Origin of the sequence: Streptomyces sp. NPDC008125 (assembly GCF_042957125.1) — a bacterium.
Taxonomy (GTDB): Bacteria; Actinomycetota; Actinomycetes; order Streptomycetales; family Streptomycetaceae; genus Streptomyces.
In genome coordinates, this window is sequence record NZ_JBIBHR010000006.1 from 229,702 (window position 1) to 246,905 (window position 17,204).

The following is a 17,204-nucleotide window of genomic DNA, read 5'->3' on the forward strand; positions in this document are numbered from 1 at the left end:
CCTGCGGATGCACTCACCCGCACCTAAAAAGTTTCGCAATGTTAGCGTGCACAATATCTGTGCGAAGTATTGACGAGCAGCCGTCAAAACCTCAATCATCCCTGTCTGAGACACCCGACGTGGTCCGGGACGCCCCACCACGTCGACTCCGGCCGATCACTGCCACCCGGCCGGTCCGCGCACAGCAGCACGACAGATCCGTGCACCACTCGCGTACGCGCCGGCCTGCCCGTCCGTCCGTCGACCGTGCCGGCGGACGACTCGGCCCGCCACGATTCGGTCCTCTGCGATTCCTAGTTCTGGAGGCACAGCCATGGGCTCCTACGCCCTTTCTAGATCCGCTCTCGGCCGGCCACTCCGCGCTCTGCTGCCGGCCTTGCTCGTCGGCGTCCTGGGAGCGTCCGCCGCGCTGGTCGCACCGTCGGACGCGCACGCCGCCGAGACCACGCTGGGCGCCGCGGCGGCGCAGAGCGGCCGCTATTTCGGTACCGCAATCGCCTCGGGCAGGCTCGGCGACTCGGCGTACACCTCGATCGCCTCCCGTGAGTTCAACATGGTGACGGCCGAGAACGAGATGAAGATCGACGCCACCGAGCCGCAGCGGGGTCAGTTCAACTTCACCAACGCCGACCGCGTCTACAACTGGGCGGTGCAGAACGGCAAGCAGGTGCGCGGTCACACCCTGGCCTGGTACTCCCAGCAGCCCAGCTGGATGCAGAGCCTGAGCGGCAGCTCACTGCGCCAGGCGATGACCGACCACATCAACGGCGTGATGGCCCACTACAAGGGCAAGATCGCGCAATGGGACGTCGTGAACGAGGCGTTCGCCGACGGCAACTCGGGTGGCCGCCGCGACTCCAATCTGCAGCGCACCGGAAACGACTGGATCGAGGTCGCCTTCCGCACCGCGCGCGCCGCCGACCCGGCCGCCAAGCTCTGCTACAACGACTACAACATCGAGAACTGGAACTGGGCCAAGACCCAGGGCGTGTACAACATGGTCCGGGACTTCAAGTCGCGCGGCGTGCCGATCGACTGCGTGGGCTTCCAGTCGCACTTCAACAGCGGAAGCCCCTACGACAGCAACTTCCGCACCACCCTGCAGAACTTCGCCGCCCTCGGCGTCGATGTGGCCATCACCGAACTCGACATCCAGGGCGCCTCGGCCACGACCTACGCCAATGTGGTCAACGACTGCCTGGCTGTCTCGCGTTGCCTCGGCATCACCGTCTGGGGTGTGCGTGACTCCGATTCCTGGCGATCGGGGGACACACCGCTGCTGTTCAACAACGACGGCAGCAAGAAATCCGCCTACGGTGCTGTCCTCAACGCCCTCAACAGCGGCTCGTCCGGCGGTGGCGACGGCGGTGGCGGCGACGGCGGCCAGAGCGGACAGCTCAAGGGCGCCGGTTCGGGCCGCTGCGTGGACGTGCCCAACTCCGCTACCGCGGACGGCACCGCGGTCCAGTTGTACGACTGCCACAGCGCCGCCAACCAGCAATGGCAGCTGACCTCCGCCGGTGAACTGCGGGTCTACGGCAACAAGTGCCTGGACGCCGCGGGCAGCGGCAACGGCGCCAAGATCCAGATCTACAGCTGCTGGGGCGCCGACAACCAGAAGTGGCGCCTCAACTCCGACGGGTCCGTGGTCGGCGTCCAGTCCGGACTCTGCCTCGACGCCGTGGGTGCCGGCACCGCCAACGGCACCCAGCTCCAGCTCTACACCTGCGCGAACGGCAGCAACCAGCGCTGGACCCTGTCGTCCTGACACGGCCCTCCGCCGCCCTCCCGACGAGAACATCGCCGACCGCCCGGAGGTCGCCGCCCGTGACGGCGGCGGCCTTCGCGGCGCGGACCGGCGCTCCGGCGGGGCCGGCCGCCCCGGCCACCCCTGGGTGCGGCAGGCGGCCCCTGGGGCGGACGGACGAGCTGGAACCGAACGACCGCCCGGACGTGATTCATGGCTCCCGGCGGAGTTGAAGGGAACATTTCTGTGCGCGTGTACGACAACCCGGTGATCGGCGGGTTCCACCCCGATCCGAGCGTGTGCCGGGTCGGTGACGACTACTACCTGGTGTGCTCCAGCTTCGAGTACTTCCCCGGGCTGCCGCTCTTCCACAGCAGGGACCTGGTGCACTGGGAGCAGATCGGCAACGTGCTCGACCGGCCCGGACAACTGCCGCTGCCCCTGCCCGGGTCCAAGGCCTCCGGGGGCCTCTACGCCCCCACGATCCGTCACCACGACGGCCGCTACTGGGTGATCAGCACCAACATCGACGGGGGCGGCAACTTCGTCGTCTCGGCCGAACGGCCCGAGGGACCGTGGAGCGACCCCGTGTGGATCGACCTGTCGGGGATCGACCCCGACCTGGCGTGGGAGGAGGACGGCACCTGCTGGTGCGCCTTCTCCGGCCCCCGAGGGGGCATCAACATGGCCAGGATCGACCCGGTCACCGGCGAGGTACTGGAGGGACCCTTCCGCACGTGGTCCGGCAGCGGCCTCAAGTTCCCCGAAGCGCCGCACCTCTACCGCATCGGCGACTGGTGGTACCTGCTGATCGCGGAAGGCGGCACCGAACGCGGCCACGGCGTCTCCATCGCCCGCGGCCGCTCGCCGCGCGGTCCCTGGGAGGGCGCACCCGGCAACCCCCTGCTGTCCCACAGCGGCACCGCCCGCTCCATCCAGAACACCGGCCACGCCGATCTGGTGCAGGCCCCCGACGGCAGCTGGTGGATGGTGCTGCTGGGTGTCCGCCCCCGTGGCTTCACGCCCGACGTGCACGTACTCGGCCGCGAGACGTACCTGACCCCCGTGGAGTGGCGGGAGGACGGCTGGCCCGTCGTCGCGCCCGTACCCGAGAACCACGCGGCCCCGGGCGGTGCCTGGCACCCCGTACCGGCCCCGCCCGCCCGGGACGACTTCGACGCGGTCGCCCTCGCGCCGCACTGGATCTCACCGTTCGCGCGCCCCGAGGCCTCCTGGTCGCTCACCGAGCGACCGGGCCGGCTGGTCCTCCACGCCACCGGCCCCACCCTGGACGCCCCGGGGTACACCTTCGTGGGCCGCCGCCAGCAGCACCACGACTGCCGCGTCAGCACCCTGATCGACCCGGGGACGGGACGCGGGGGACTCTGCGTACGCCTGGACGAAGCCCACCACTACGAGCTGGAGGCCGGCGACGCGGAGGTCTCCGTCGTCGCCCGGATAGGGCCGCTGCGCCAGACCCTGGCCCGCAGGCCGGCCCCGGCCGGGCCGCTGCACCTCACCGTGAGAATGCGGACGTCCGACCTCGTTCCCGCGTCTCCCCACCTCACCGGCGGCGGCGCCACGGGCCCCGACACCGTCGACTTCTGGCTCGGCGATCCCGACGCCCCCGATGCCCGTCCGATCGCCGAACTGGACGGGCGCTACCTGTCCACCGAGGTCGCCTGCGGCTTCACCGGCCGGGTGATCGGCATGTACGCCACGCAGGGCTCGGTCGCCTTCGACTGGTTCGAGTACGTCCCGTCCCCGACACCGTCCGTATGACGCCCGTGCGCGGGCGGACACCACGCCCCCGGGTGTGCCCGCCCGCAGCCGGCCCGCCCCGTCCGAGGTGCTTCTCCGGCCCCCGGCAGGCCCCCTCCTCGGTTGGGCTAACCTTTCCCCATGCCGCCTCGACCAGCCGGATCGCGTCCCACACTGTCCCTGGTGGCCAAGACCGCCGGCACGAGCATCCCCACCGTGTCCAAGGTGCTGCGAGGCGGAACGGACGTCTCGGCGGAGACCCGCACGAAGGTCATGGAAGCCGTACAGGCCGTCGGCTACACCCGCCCGGCCGGGGCCAAGGGCGAGAACGCACGGGACGAGAGCGGCCTCTCCCAGGCGCTCGACCTCGTGGTCACCCATTTCGAGGGATCGTGGGCGAACCTGCTGATAGCCGGCGTCGGACGTGAAGCGGCGGCGGCGGGCATCGACGTCGTCCTCACACTCGCGGAGCCGCACAGCGACTGGGTGTCGCGGCTGCTGAGAAGGCGCACCATCGGCGTGATCGGGACACTGGTCGATCCCGCGTCGCGGCAGTTCGGCACGCTCTTCGCCGCGGGTGTCCCCCTGGTGCTCGTCGACCCGATGAGTTCGCCCCCCTCAGGGGTGGCGAGTATCGGAGTCGCGAACTGGGAGGGCGGCCGGATGGCCTGCGACCACCTGCTGTCCCTCGGCCATACACGGATGGGGGTGGTCGCTGGTCATGCACGCCACCTCTTCAGCAGGGCGCGCGTCGACGGTTTCCGTGCGGCGGCCGACACCACGACCGTCGGCAGCGCCACGGTGTCGGTGGCCCACGGCGGATGGAACCGCGCCAAGGCGGCGTCCGCCACCCACACCCTGCTCGACGGCGACCCGGAGATCACGGGCATCTTCGCCTGTGCGGACTCGATGGCCCTCGGCGTCTACGACGCGCTGGCGGCCCGGGGCCTGCGGATACCCGAGGACATCAGCGTCGTCGGGTTCGACGACCTGCCCGAGGCGCAGTACATCACCCCCGGCCTGACGACCGTCCGACAGCCCAGCACCGAGCTGGGCGCCGCGGCCGTCAAACGTCTGATCGAGCTCTCCCGGGGCGAGAACGCCGGGGCCCGGGCACCCGCTCGCATGGAGCTGGCCACGGAGTTGGTCCTCCGCGCATCCACCAGAGCCGCCCCGGGCCGGGTCTGACCCAGCCCGCGTCAGCGCGGTGCCGGCGCCACGAGCTGGAGGACGAGGCGGCTCGGACGGGCGGCGCCGTGACGGATCGTGTACTCCGCCGCAGTGGGATCCACCGGCTCCGAGGACGGAGCGAAGGCGTTGCGTCCGACCTCCCAGCGGGGCGACGAACTCGGCGCGATGTCCACGCGCACCCGGTGGCCAGGCATGAAGGTGTGCGCCGTCGACCAGAGGTCCACGACGAACTCGTGGTCCCGGCCCGGCTCCAACGGCCGTCTCGCGCCCGCGCCCGTCACCGGGTCGACGGACCGTGCCGACCCCCGCTGTACCCCGTCGGTGACGACACGACTGCTGCCGTCCGGGTGTTCGTCGCACAGCCGCACCACCACATCCGCGTCGGTTCCGGTGGTCCCGAGGTGGACGACGGCACGGACCGCGCCCATCACCGTGAGTTCCCCGGAGAGCTGCGCGGTGCGCCACGAGAGCACGTCCTGCCGCGCCTCGATCGCCGACTGCTCGGCGGGGCCTGCCTCGAACGGCCCGAACAGGAGCACCGCACCGCCGCACGTCGGCACCGCGGAGGCGGGATCGCTGGTCAGCCGCCGTTCGCCGGCCCCGGCCGGCTCCGTCGTCAGCGCGCCCCCCTCGTTCAGGTAGAGCTCCAGCGTGCGCGTGCCGGTCGGGGGGAACTCCTCCAGTTCGATCCACCGGTTCGCGCCCATCAGGAACACGCGCACCGCCGGCATCTGCGCCGCGCCCGCGCGCAGAGTGGCGTCGAACCACCGTATGTGCTGCGTGGTCAGGTCCCCGCCGCCGAGGTCGTCGGCGGACGCGCCCGGTCCGAAGTCCACACCGGCCGTCCGGCCCGAGAGGTTGTCGTGCGTCCAGGGGCCGACCAGAAGGCGGGGCGCCGCATCGCCGGTCTCCTTCGCGCGGCGCACCAGCCGCCGGTGGAGTTCCAGGGTCGATCCGAGGAAGACGTCGAACCACCCGCCGATCAGGAAGACCGGAACGTCGACCGCGTCGATCCGGTCGACGATCTTCCCCTCGCGGTGACGCGCCGAACCGAGCGGCTCCCGCAACCGGTCCAGACCCCACCCGACGATGGCTTCGACGTCCAGTCCCCAGTGCGGAGTTCCCGCCCGGAACGCGTCGTGGCCCGCGATCGTCCGCTCGGTCGCCTCCCACCGCTTCTGTTCGGCCTCCCGGCCGTGGGCGGAGCCGATGCGCGCGATCATGTCCGGGGCGATCGCGTAGTGCGTCCACGCCAAGGTGCTGCCGATCTCCGGCACCCCGCCGCGGAACCGGAAACCGTCGAGCGCCGACATCGCCGGCGTCAGGGCGGGAGCGATCGCCCGCAGCGCCGGTGCGCCTCCCAGCAGGGCGCCGAACTGGGTGTCCGACGCGTAGGAGGCGCCCCACACCGCCGCCGGCCCGCTCGTGGGCCGACGGCGTACCGAGCGGGGGAAACGGGTCGGGCACTCGGCCCTGCTGGTCAGGAGAGGGTGACGATCCCGGGACCGAGCACGGGCCACATGACGAGGGCAACGGTTTCCGGTGCCCTCGGACTCTGTGGTACGAGGAGGTGAACCGTGAAAGACACGGTAGGAGCGGCAGCGGACGCCGGTGCGCGTTCCGAGGATTTTCAGGCGTTCGTCGTGGGGCGTTGGTCCCGGCTGATGCGGACCGCCTATCTCCTGACAGGAGAGCAGTACGCGGCGGAAGACCTCGTACAGGGCTGCCTGGAGCGGACGTTCGTCGCGTGGCGCAAGGTGTCGCAGGCCCGGGACCCGGACGCCTATGTGCGGCGCATCATGGTCAACACACACGCGCGCAGGTACCGCAGAGGACTCAAGGAGTACCTCTCACGAGGTGACGACCCCGGGCTCGGGCACGATCTGCCGGGGCGCGGCGACGACATGGCCCAGGCCGTCGAGCGGTCCGACCTGGTCGCCGCACTGGCCCGACTGCCGCTGCGGCAACGAGAAGCCGTCGTGCTGCGGTACTGGGAGGACCTGAGCGAAACGCAGACGGCTGCCGCGATGGGGTGCTCGGTCGGCACCGTGAAGAGCAACGCGGCCAGAGGGATCACCCGGCTCCGGTCGGCCATCGGGCCGGCCCACACCGGTACGGACACGACTCACCTGGTGCACGAAGGGCGGATGTCATGACGGATACGGGCACCGATATCACCAAGCTGCTCGCCGACGCCGCGCAGGGCGTCCGGATCGAGTACGCACCCGTCGACGCGATCGTTGCGGGCGGCAGGCGGCGCAGGAACAGGCGCCGGTACGCCGGGGCGGCCGTCGCCGCGCTGGCCGTGGTGTGCACGGCCGGGATGCTGACGTCGGTCTCCCCGCACGAGGGTTCCGGGGCGACGTCGGTCGCCGCGGAACCGGACGCGGTGCCCCGGCCCACCACCGAGGTCATCGCGAGTGGGCGGCTCGACGGGAAGCCCTGGACCCTCAGCGTCGACGTGTGGAAGCGCGCCGCCGACGCCCGGGAGGCGGGCCGCGTGTGGGACGCGATGGAGGAGGCCGAGTACCCCGACCCACAGCGCGCGGGCGGTGCGGGGGGGCCTGAACTCGCGGACACGGGCTGGTTCTTCGCCCGTCTCAAGGTCGGGGAGCGGCTCTCGTTCGTGGATGACGGAGCGCTGTCCGCAGCCGGTGACCGCAGGGTCGGGACGAGCTGGGGCACACTCGCCCCGACCGGCTCCGGCTGGTTCGTCTTCGGGCGGACCGCTCCCGGAGTCCAGGCCGTCACGTGCACCTGGGACGACGGACGCAAGGCCGCGCCCCGGCTGCGGACGGTCGCCGGAACCGACAGGCGGTTCTTCGCGATCGAGGCGCCGGCCCCGAAACCGACTGCCGGACAGCCCCGGTGCACGGCGGCGGACTGACCTGTCCGTACCCGCGCGCCCCGCACAGGGTCTGTCCGACGGGTCAGGGCTCTCGCGCGGTCTGCTCGCCCCGCTCGGAGGCGCCCCCGGTGGTGCCGCTTCCGAGTGGGGAGGAGGCGGAGTGAGTGGCTCGCCGGGCAGACGGCCCGGCGGACCGTTGCGACGCACGCGCGTATCTCCGACGATCGGCCGACGTGGCACCCCCTCGGGCCACGACCGGGACCGGGGAGCTCCCACCTGTCGTGCGGGGCGACGGGGCCGGGCGGTCCCAGTCGCCCTGCCCGGCCCCCGCCCCGCGCCGGAGGCCGGTTCCGGGCGACGCCCCGGCGGGCCGCCGTCGGTGGTCCCCCGGTCGTCCTGCCGAAGATTTCACGTACCGGAAACCTGAGGTGTGCGGTCGTACGGCCTTCCGGACGACGAGTCGCGCCGAGACCGGCGCAACTCCTGTGATGAAGAGTCCTCTTCATCTCCGCACTCCTGATCGCGGTATGAAGTATCCGCTGTTCGCGGCATGATTGGGGGGCCAGGGCCGGGCACCGTACGCGGACAGTCGTCCGCAGCGATGCCGAACTGAGGAGGATCCCGCGTGTCACGCCAGGTACTGATGGTCTGCCCCGACGGAACCGAGGGGTTCCGGACCGTCACGGAGGCACTGGCACAGGCCCGTAGCGGGGCCGTCATCAGTGTCCGGCCCGGGACGTACGAGGAGAGCCTGACAATCACCACTCGGGTGACGATCGTGGCCGAACAGGCCCGCGGGACCGTGGAGATACGGCCCCGGCGTGGCAGCGCGATCTCGCTGAAGGCCGACGCGGTGATGCTCACCGACCTCGTACTGCGCTCGCGCGACGAGGAGTTGCCCGCCGTCGATGCCGTGCGGGGGCAGGTGGCGATGGATGGCTGCGACGTCACCGGAGCGGCCTGGACCGCGGTGCTCGCCCGCGGGAACGGCTCGCTGGCCATGCGTGACTGCCGGGTCAGCAACCCGGGCGGAGCCGGTGTGGTGGTGACCTCCGCGGTGGACAGCTCCGTGGAGTCGTGCACGCTGGAGCATTTGGGCACCTCGGGCATCGTGATAGGCGAGCGGGGGCGGGTCACCGTGCGCGGGTGCACCATCCGCGACGCGCGGGGCAACGGTGTCCTCGCCAACGGAGAAGCGCAGGGCTCGGTGGAGGAGTGCGACATCTCTTCCACGGACAAGCCGTCGATCGCGCTGGAGGGACGGTCGACCACCCAGGTGCTGCGCACCGTCGTGCACGACACCGCGATCGGTGTCCATCTGACCAGTGAGTCGCGCACGCTGCTGGAGGAGGTACGGGTCACCACCACCACCGGTCCCGGTTTCGTGCTGTCGCACGGCACCGATCCGCTGCTGCGACGCTGCCGGACCGCCCGCACCCAGGGCAGTGGCCTACTCGTCACGGACCGTGCCCGGGGCACCTTCGAGGATTGCTGGCTCGACTCGGCGCAGGCCCCGGCGCTGCGCGTGGCCGGCTCCGCATCGCCCGCGCTGACCTCGCTGACCGTGCGCGACTGCGAGGGTACGGGCGTGCTGCTGGAGGAGGAGTCGACCGCGGAGCTGGACCGGCTGGAGGTGCTGGACGCGGCGGGCGCCGGGATACATGTCCGGTCCGGTGCCAACCCTCTGCTGCGCCGGGCCAGAGTAGGACGATCGGGCGGCCACGGCATCGAGGTGGACCATGACGGCAGGGGGCGGCTGGAGGACTGCGAGGTCGACCGCGCGGGCGGATCGGGTATCCACGTCTCCTCGGACGGCAACGTCTACATCGGCGGCGGATCCGTGACCGCGGCCGACGCGGCCGGACTCACCGTGGGCCCGCGGGGCAGCGCGACCGTACGCGACTGCGAGATCCGTTCGCCCGGCGCCGACGGGGTCGCCGTGGACGCGGAAGGCGAACTGACCGCGACCCGGATCAGGGTGGTCGAGGCCGCCGAGCACGGTCTCGTCGTGCGCGAGGGCGGGCGCGCGTCCCTCAACGCCTGCGAGTTCTCCGCCAACGCCAGGGACGGCGTGCGCGTCGAGTCGGGGTCACCCGTCTCCCTGGTCAACTGCACGGTCCGGGAGAACCGGGGCGGCGGGGTGGTGCAGTCGAAGGCGGGTGACCGGCTCGCCGTGGAAGGGCTGACGAGCTCGGACAACGCCCAGCGCGATGCCTGGGGGCACGGGGACGTCGAGGGCACGGACCCCGCGGGTTCGGCGTCCGTGGACACCGCCAGGGAGGACGGCCCGTTGCTGGCCCTGGACGCGCTGATCGGCCTGCAGAACGTGAAGCAGCAGGTCCGCACGCTCGTCAATCTCAACCAGCTGGCCCAGCGCCGCGCGCAACTGGGCATGTCCGCTCCCCCGATGAGCCGCCACCTGGTCTTCGCCGGACCTCCCGGGACGGGTAAGACCACGGTCGCCCGGCTGTACGGCACGATCCTCGCCGAGCTGGGGGTACTGCGCTCCGGCCACCTGGTGGAGGTGTCCCGGGCCGATCTGGTGGCGCAGGTGATCGGTGGTACCGCGATCAAGACCACCGAGACGTTCAACCGGGCCTTGGGAGGGGTGCTGTTCGTCGACGAGGCGTACACGCTGACCAGCGACAGCAGGGGTTCGGGGGCGGACTTCGGGCGGGAGGCGGTGGACACCCTGCTCAAGCTCATGGAGGACCACCGGGACGACGTGGTGGTGGTCGCCGCCGGCTACTCCGAGGAGATGGATTCGTTCCTCGGCTCCAATCCCGGTCTCGCGTCGCGCTTCTCGCGGACCGTCGAGTTCGAGAACTACACCGTTCCCGAACTGGTCGCGATCATGGAGAGCATGTGTCTCCAGCACCAGTACGCCCTGGCCGAGGAGACGAAGAAGGCCCTCGCGGTCCGCTTCGAGCGCATGCCGCGGGACGCCTCGTTCGGCAACGGCCGTGCGGCACGGCAGGTGTTCGAAGAAATGATCGACCGTCAGGCCCAGCGCCTGTCCTCCCAGCGGGAGGTCGGCGCCGAGGACCTCACGCTGCTGCTGCCGCAGGACGTGGGCGACGACGTGGTGGAGTCCACCGGAGCCGACGGCGCGCCTTCGACCGGCGACGCACTGACCCGGCTGGGCGACATGGTCGGGCTGTCGGCGGTGAAGCGGGACGTCACCGACATGGTGAATCTGCTCTCCACGGCACGTCAGCGCGAGGCCGCCGGTCTGCCGGTACCGCGCATCAGCCACCACCTCGTCTTCACCGGCCCTCCTGGCACCGGCAAGACGACGGTGGCCCGGCTCTACGGGGAGCTCCTGGTGTCGCTCGGCGTACTGCCGCGGGGACAGCTCGTGGAGGTGTCCCGGGCCGAGCTGGTGGGCCGGTACGTCGGTCACACCGCCCAGTTGACCCGGGAGGTCTTCGAACGGGCCCTGGGCGGAGTGCTGTTCATCGACGAGGCGTACACCCTGACCCCGGAGCACTCCGGTTCGGGCAACGACTTCGGGCGGGAGGCGGTGGACACCCTGCTCAAGCTGATGGAGGACCACCGGGACAGGATCGTGGTGATCGTCGCCGGCTACACGCGGGAGATGGAGGGGTTCCTCGCGTCCAACCCGGGTCTGACGTCCCGGTTCTCGCGGCGGGTGGAGTTCGCCGACTACACCTCCGACGAACTGGTCACCATCGTCCGGCAGCACGCGGCCGAGAGCGGCTACGAATGCGGCCCGGGCACCGGGTCGTTGCTGCGCGCCCACTTCGACGGTCAGCCGCGGGACCGGTCCTTCGGCAACGCGCGGCTCGCCCGACAGGTACTGGAGGGCATGATCACCCGCCAGGCGGGGCGGCTCAGTTCTCTGGCCGCTCCCACCCTCGACGACCTGCGGCTGCTGCTGCCCGAGGACGTCACGGTCCGCGCTTCGGGCGCGGTGTGAGCGGCGGGCGGCCCTCTCGTCCCTTCCGCCGAGGCGGGAGACCGGCCCGTCCGACCGGGCGGGTGAAGAGTATGGTCGTCCGGTCGGCTCCGCCGACCGGCGCCGGGAGCAACGGGGACCGATGGTCGGGCCCGCCGAAAACGCTTTCCAGCGGGGGAGTTGGCCGACGAGTACGGTGGACCGGCCTCGGACGCCCGGGGCGTCCCGCATAGGATGCGCGTCATGCGTCGCCGCCGCCCGCCACGTCTCCTCCTGACACCGCTCGCCGCCTGCCTGGTCGTGCTGCCGGCGGCCCCCGCCGTCGCGGACGGGACGGATTCCGGGACGACCGTCGCACTGCCCGTGCTGAGTTCCGCGCTGGACGAGAACCAGGCGTGCCGGAAGTCCTCCCCCGCTCGGGCGACGGCGGTGCCGTGGGAGCAGCAGAGCCTGCAGCTCTCCCGCACCTGGCGTTTCGCCTCCGGTTCCGGCGTGACGGTCGCGGTGGTGGACACCGGTGTGTCGGTGAAGGCGCCCGCCCTGAAGGGGCGCGTCACGGCGGCGGGCGAGGCGGGCGCGGACTGCGTCGGGCACGGTACGTTCGTCGCCGGTCTGGTCGCCGCGGCGGCCTCGGAGGGGATCGGATTCGCGGGGGTGGCCCAGAAGACACGCATCCTCGGCGTGCGGGGTACGGACGTCCGGGGCTCGGCGACCGCCGCGACCGTGGCCTCCGGCATCCGTACCGCGGTCGCGCGGGGCGCCGACGTCGTCTCGGTCTCGGCCGCACTGCCCTCGGGATCGGCCGCCCTCACCTCCGCCGTGAAGGAGGCGGTCGCGCACGATGTGCTGGTCGTGGCGGCCGCGGTTCCGGACGCGCCGACCGGCTCCGAGGCGTCGGAGACCGCCGCTCCCGCTCCCCGGGACTTCTGGCCCGCCGCGCAGGACGGTGTGCTGTCGGTGCTGGACGTCGCCGTCGACGGCAAGCGCCCCACCGGCTCGTACGGGACGAATTCGGCGGACCTGGCCGCTCCCGGTGACGGAGTGGTCGGGATCGGTCCGGAGGGGCCGGGCCACTACATCGGTTCGGGTGCCTCACTCGCGGCCGGTTTCGCGGCCGGTGCCGCTGCCCTGGTGCGATCGGCGCACCCGGCGCTGAGCGCCGAGCAGACCGCGACGCGGCTGAGGGACACGGCCTACCCGGACGTGGTGCCCCGGCTGGACCCGTACGCGGCGGTCACCAGCGTCGCGGACGCGTCCGACGCCGCGGGGGCCCCGCCCGCCGCCGAACGGCCGGGCCCTGCTCTGCGGCTGCCCGAGGACGCCGGGGCGGGCCCGGCCGGGCGCGCGGTGCTGATCGCCGCGGTAGCGGCGGGTGTCGTCCTGCTGGTCGCCTGGGCCGCGGTCGTGGTGCCCCGGGGCCGGGCGAGGGGCTGGCGAGGGCCCGGCGACCTGGCCAGGCCGTCCCGCGAGGACGAAGCGGGCTGACCGGCAGGCCCTCGCGGGACGGGCGGGGCCGGGCGCAGGGGACGCCGTGACGAGGGCCATGGGCGCGGGGCCGCCCCGCGGCCGGTCCGACGCCCACGGTCCCCGTACCTCTCCCCCGGCCCCGGCACCTCTCCTCCAGGACTGTCCACCGGCAATCCGGGGTGGGCCTCCGGCCCTCGGGGCGGGCTCCCGGGGCGGGCTCACGGCGGAGGGCACGGTGGGGCACCGGGTGGCCGGCCGTCACTCGCTGCTGGTCCGTGTCGGACCGTTCCCGCCGCCGGGGGCCTCGGCCGCCAACGCCGTCTGGATCAGCGTCGCCTTGCGGCGGGCGATGTACTGGGCCCGTCCCGCGGGAAGGTTCTTCGGCTTGATGTTGCCGAAGACGTAACCCTCGGACGGCGGGCAGGACATCAGGAGTCCCGGCGTGTTCACCTCGTCCAGCCTTCGCAGCAGCTGGTCGTTGAGTCCTCTTCCCGCCCCCGTCGCCGAGCGGGCGACGATCAGGTGCAGGCCGACCTCGTGGCCGAGCGCCAGGTGGTCGAAGAGCGGCGCGAAGGGGTGGTCGAAAGCCGTTCCCGCGCCGACCATGTCGTAGTCGTCGACCAGCACGAACAGCCGCGGTCCCGACCACCAGTCGGCCAGCCGCATCCGGGCGGGGGTGATGTCCTGCCCGGGCAGGCGGGTGGCAAGTGCCTTCGCGGAGCCACCGACCAGTTCCTTCAGCGCGTCCACCGCGACGGCGTGACCCAGCCGGTACTCCGCGGGGACCGCGTCCACCAGCTCACGGCGGTAGTCCACCACCAGGATGCGGGCCTCCGTCGGGGAGAACCGCGCGGTGATCGCCGCGGCGGCGAGGCGCAGCAGGTTCGTCTTCCCGCTCTCCGTGTCGCCGACCGCGACGAGGTGCGGGGTGCGGCTGAAGTCGTGCCAGACGGTGGACAGGGTTTCCTCGTCCTGTCCCAGGGCGAACCGCAGGCGTCCCTCGTCGAGTTCGGGGGCAGGCAGTTCCGCGGCGGGCAGCCGGTGAGGCAGCATCCGTACCCGTGGCGCGACCGGTCCCGTCCACGCCCGCGCGACACGTTCCACGAGGGCTTCCACTCCCTCGGTGAGGTTCTCGGCCCCTTCGGCGCCGTCGATGCGGGGCAGCGCGGTGAGGAAGTGCAGCTTGGAGTCGACGGTGAGGCCCCGGCCCGGTTGCTGCCGCGGCACGCCGGCGGCCTTGCGGATGTCCACCACGGAGTCCATGGTGTCGCCGAGCCGCAGCTCCAAGCGGGTGGCGGCCTGGTCGCGGACCTGTGCGGTGAGTTCGACCCAGCGGGCGGTGGTGACGATCAGGTGGATGCCGTAGTTCAGACCACCGGTCGCGATCTGGTTGAACGTCGGCAGCAGATGGTCGAAGTTCTGCCGGACGGCCGACCAGCCGTCGACCACGAGGAAGACGTCGCCGTACTCCTCGTCGGCGAACTCGCCGCCGGCGCGCCTGCGCCGGTAGGTGGCCATGGAGTCGATGTGGTGGTCGAGGAAGAACTGTTCACGGTGGTTGAACACGGCGGTCACCTCGGCCACCGTGCGGCTGATGCGCTCGCTGTCCAGCCGGGCCGCGACGCCGCCGACGTGCGGGAGCCCGGTGAGCGCCGAGAGCGACCCTCCGCCGAAGTCCAGGCAGTAGAACTGGACTTCGGCGGGTGTGTGGGTGAGTGCCAGCGAGGCGATGAGGGTACGCAGCACGGTCGACTTCCCGCTCTGCGAACCGCCCGCGATGGCGACGTGGCCGCCGCCCGCCGACAGGTCGACCACCAGCGGGTCGCGGCGCTGGTCGAACGGCTTGTCCACCAGACCCACGGGGGCCCTGAGCCTGCCGGTACCCGGCCAGCGGGAGGCGACGAGCCCCCGGCCGGATTCCGCGGCGAGTCCGGGCAGCAGACCGTCCAGGGTCGGTGACAGCCCGAGCGGCGGAAGCCAGACCTCGTGGGCGGGCGGTCCCGAGTCGCGCAGCCGGTCGAGGGCGGCCGAGAGCAGCGTCTCCTGGTTTTCCGCCTCCTCCTCGGGCGTCATGGGGGCGGGCGCGGGTGCGGGGGTGCGGGGCACCACCCAGCCGGCGGACCACGGCACGATCTGGCTCGCCACCTGTGCCTGGGCCACTGCGCCACGGCGCTGGCGGTAGGGGCCGGAGACGTACGCGGCTCGGAAGCGGGTCAGTGCCTCGACGCCACTTTTGAGGAAGCCGCTGCCCGGCTGGGGCGGCAGCTGATAGGCGTCCGGCACACCGAGCACGCCCCGGCTCTCCATGGCCGAGAACGTGCGGAGCCCGATGCGGTAGGAGAGGTGGCTCTCCAGCTGGTGCATGCGCCCCTCGTCCAGGCGCTGGGAAGCCAGGAGGAGGTGCACTCCGAGCGACCTGCCGAGCCGGCCGATCATCACGAAGAGGTCCATGAACTCGCGGTGCGAGGCGAGCAGCTCGCTGAACTCGTCGACGACGACGAAGAGGCTCGGCAGGGGCGCCAGCGCGGCGCCCTGGGCGCGGGCCTTCTCGTACTCCAGCGCCGAGATGTAATTCCCGGCGGAACGCAACAGCTCCTGGCGGCGGATGAGTTCGCCGTGCAGGGCGTCCTGCATCCTTTCGACCAGGGCGACTTCGTCCGCGAGGTTGGTGATCAGCGCTGAGGTGTGCGGCAGTTCGTCGAGACCGAGGAAGGTGGCGCCGCCCTTGAAGTCGACCAGGACGAAGTTGAGGGTCTCGGAGGAGTTGCTGAGGGCGAGCCCCAGGACCAGGGTGCGGAGCAGTTCGCTCTTGCCGGAGCCGGTGGCGCCGATGAGCATGCCGTGCGGGCCCATGCCGCCCTGCGCGGACTCCTTGATGTCGAGTTCGACGGGTGTGCCGTCCGCGCCCACCGCGATCGGCACGCGCAGCCGCGCGGCGCCGGCGCTGCGCTGCCAGAAAGTGGCCGGATCATGACGGTGCAGATCGGGTATGCCGAGCAGGGTGGTCAGTTGCACGTCGGTGGCGAGCGGTTCCGCGGCGTCCGCGGCGAGGCTCATCCGGTACGGCGCGAGCATCCTGGCCAGCGACTGGGCGGCCACCGGCCCCATGGTGTCCGGACGGCCGAGGAGGGTGGTCTGCTCCTTGCGGGCGCGGTCGGTGCGCACCAGCCGGACGGCGTCCGGGGTCACGTCGAGCCGCAGCCCGCTGCGGCCGGGCCGCCAGGTGAGCGATCCCGAGAGGTCGAGGACGACGGCGTTGCGGAAACCCGGACCGTCGATCCGGTGGCCCGCGGGCACGCCGGCCCCGTCGACCACGATCACGGTGAAGGGCTCCTCCCTGCCGGGCACCGCCTCCGGGTCGAAGGCCGGACGCTCGGCGAATTCGGCGCCCAGCAGGTCCTCCAGGTCGGCGAAGGTGGAGGCGATCAGGCGGGCGGGCCCGGCACCGTCCTGCTCCTGGGGGTGCAGATTGTGGGGCAGCCACTTCGCCCACTCCCACTCCTGGCGGTTCTCGTCCGAGACGCAGACCGCGATCCAGAGCTCCTCCGGCGGGTGGAACGTGGCGAGTTGGCAGATCGCGGCCCGCACCATGGATCGGCGGGCCCGGTCGTCGCCGCGCAGCAGCACCCGGGACCAGGTGCGCAGGTACAACGCGATGGGCTGTGCCGGAACGGAGCTGTAGGCCCGGACGAAGCGCCGCAGCGCGTGGGCGCAGAGCGGTTCGAGGTCCTCGACCGGCTTGGTGGACAGAGGGGTGAGCCGGAGCGACAGCTGCTGGTCGCCGACCGCCACGCGCACCTCGCCGAAGTCGTCGTCCTTCGTGCGGCGTTCCCACAGGCGGGTGGTGCGCACCATGGAGCGCAGGGTGGCCGGTGCGGGGTGGCGCCAGGCCAGCGCGAGCTGCTGTTCGACGACGGTGCGCTGGACCTTGCGGCGGGTCTGGGAGAGGTAGCGCAGGTAGTCCCGGCGTTCGCCGCGCAACCGTTGCTTGCGGTCGCCGCTCTTGCGCATCACCTGGCCGATCATCATGGCTCCGGACGCCAGGACCATCATGCCGAGTGCCAGGTAGGTGAAGACGCCGTTGGATCCGCCGGGCCGGATGAAGATCAGCATCATCGATACGGACATCATCGCCATCGGCAGGTACGTCCACACGGCGGAGGTGTCGGGGACGGTCTCCGGAAGCGTGGGCGGCTCCTGGAGGCTGAGCTCACCCTCTGGCATGTCGGGTCCGCGGCGGCGGGCGGGGCGGCGTATCAGTACGACACTCA

General features: G+C 71.9%; 9 protein-coding genes. 7 read left to right on the top strand and 2 right to left on the bottom strand.

The window, feature by feature from the left end:
* Positions 1 to 313: 313 nt before the first annotated feature.
* The 3 genes from ACFZAX_RS12870 (at position 314) to ACFZAX_RS12880 (ending at position 4,696) form a co-directional block, all read left to right on the top strand.
* The gene (locus ACFZAX_RS12870) at positions 314 to 1,768 is read left to right on the top strand and encodes an endo-1,4-beta-xylanase (RefSeq protein WP_390961240.1); all 1,455 of its coding nucleotides are present in this window, start codon (positions 314 to 316) and stop codon (positions 1,766 to 1,768) included.
* Positions 1,769 to 1,993: 225 nt separating this feature from the next.
* Positions 1,994 to 3,529, top strand: a complete 1,536-nt coding sequence (locus ACFZAX_RS12875) for a family 43 glycosylhydrolase (protein WP_390961241.1) — start codon at positions 1,994 to 1,996, stop codon at positions 3,527 to 3,529.
* 162 nt (positions 3,530 to 3,691) lie between these two features.
* Positions 3,692 to 4,696, top strand: coding sequence for a substrate-binding domain-containing protein (locus ACFZAX_RS12880; protein ID WP_390961242.1), 1,005 nt, complete (start codon positions 3,692 to 3,694; stop codon positions 4,694 to 4,696).
* 11 nt (positions 4,697 to 4,707) lie between these two features.
* On the opposite strand, the gene ACFZAX_RS12885 is transcribed toward ACFZAX_RS12880, so the two are convergent.
* A complete protein-coding gene (locus ACFZAX_RS12885) occupies positions 4,708 to 6,219 on the bottom strand; it encodes a CocE/NonD family hydrolase (RefSeq protein WP_390961243.1) in 1,512 nt (503 codons plus the stop codon).
* A 57-nt stretch (positions 6,220 to 6,276) separates the two neighbouring features.
* On the opposite strand from ACFZAX_RS12885, the gene ACFZAX_RS12890 reads away from it, so the two are divergent.
* The 4 genes from ACFZAX_RS12890 (at position 6,277) to ACFZAX_RS12905 (ending at position 12,951) form a co-directional block, all read left to right on the top strand.
* Positions 6,277 to 6,855, top strand: a complete 579-nt coding sequence (locus ACFZAX_RS12890; RefSeq protein ID WP_390961244.1) for a SigE family RNA polymerase sigma factor — start codon at positions 6,277 to 6,279, stop codon at positions 6,853 to 6,855.
* Positions 6,852 to 7,586, top strand: a complete 735-nt coding sequence (locus ACFZAX_RS12895; protein WP_390961245.1) for a hypothetical protein — start codon at positions 6,852 to 6,854, stop codon at positions 7,584 to 7,586. The genes ACFZAX_RS12890 and ACFZAX_RS12895 overlap by 4 nt, the downstream gene beginning before the upstream one ends.
* Positions 7,587 to 8,190: 604 nt before the next feature.
* On the top strand, positions 8,191 to 11,487 hold the full coding sequence (locus tag ACFZAX_RS12900) for a right-handed parallel beta-helix repeat-containing protein (RefSeq protein WP_390961532.1): 3,297 nt from the start codon (positions 8,191 to 8,193) through the stop codon (positions 11,485 to 11,487).
* Between the two features lie 213 nt (positions 11,488 to 11,700).
* The gene (locus ACFZAX_RS12905; RefSeq protein ID WP_390961247.1) at positions 11,701 to 12,951 is read left to right on the top strand and encodes a S8 family serine peptidase; all 1,251 of its coding nucleotides are present in this window, start codon (positions 11,701 to 11,703) and stop codon (positions 12,949 to 12,951) included.
* Between the two features lie 240 nt (positions 12,952 to 13,191).
* On the opposite strand, the gene eccCa is transcribed toward ACFZAX_RS12905, so the two are convergent.
* Complete coding sequence (gene eccCa / locus ACFZAX_RS12910; protein ID WP_390961533.1) at positions 13,192 to 17,157, bottom strand: type VII secretion protein EccCa; 3,966 nt, start codon at positions 17,155 to 17,157, stop codon at positions 13,192 to 13,194.
* Positions 17,158 to 17,204: the final 47 nt, after the last annotated feature.

Coding starts and splice junctions, on each gene's coding strand:
- ACFZAX_RS12870 (WP_390961240.1), top strand. CDS start 314: ATGGGCTCCTACGCCCTTTCTAGATCCGCTCTCGGCCGGCCACTCCGC.
- ACFZAX_RS12895 (WP_390961245.1), top strand. CDS start 6,852: ATGACGGATACGGGCACCGATATCACCAAGCTGCTCGCCGACGCCGCG.
- ACFZAX_RS12900 (WP_390961532.1), top strand. CDS start 8,191: ATGGTCTGCCCCGACGGAACCGAGGGGTTCCGGACCGTCACGGAGGCA.
- ACFZAX_RS12905 (WP_390961247.1), top strand. CDS start 11,701: ATGCGCGTCATGCGTCGCCGCCGCCCGCCACGTCTCCTCCTGACACCG.
- eccCa (WP_390961533.1), bottom strand. CDS start 17,157: ATGCCAGAGGGTGAGCTCAGCCTCCAGGAGCCGCCCACGCTTCCGGAG.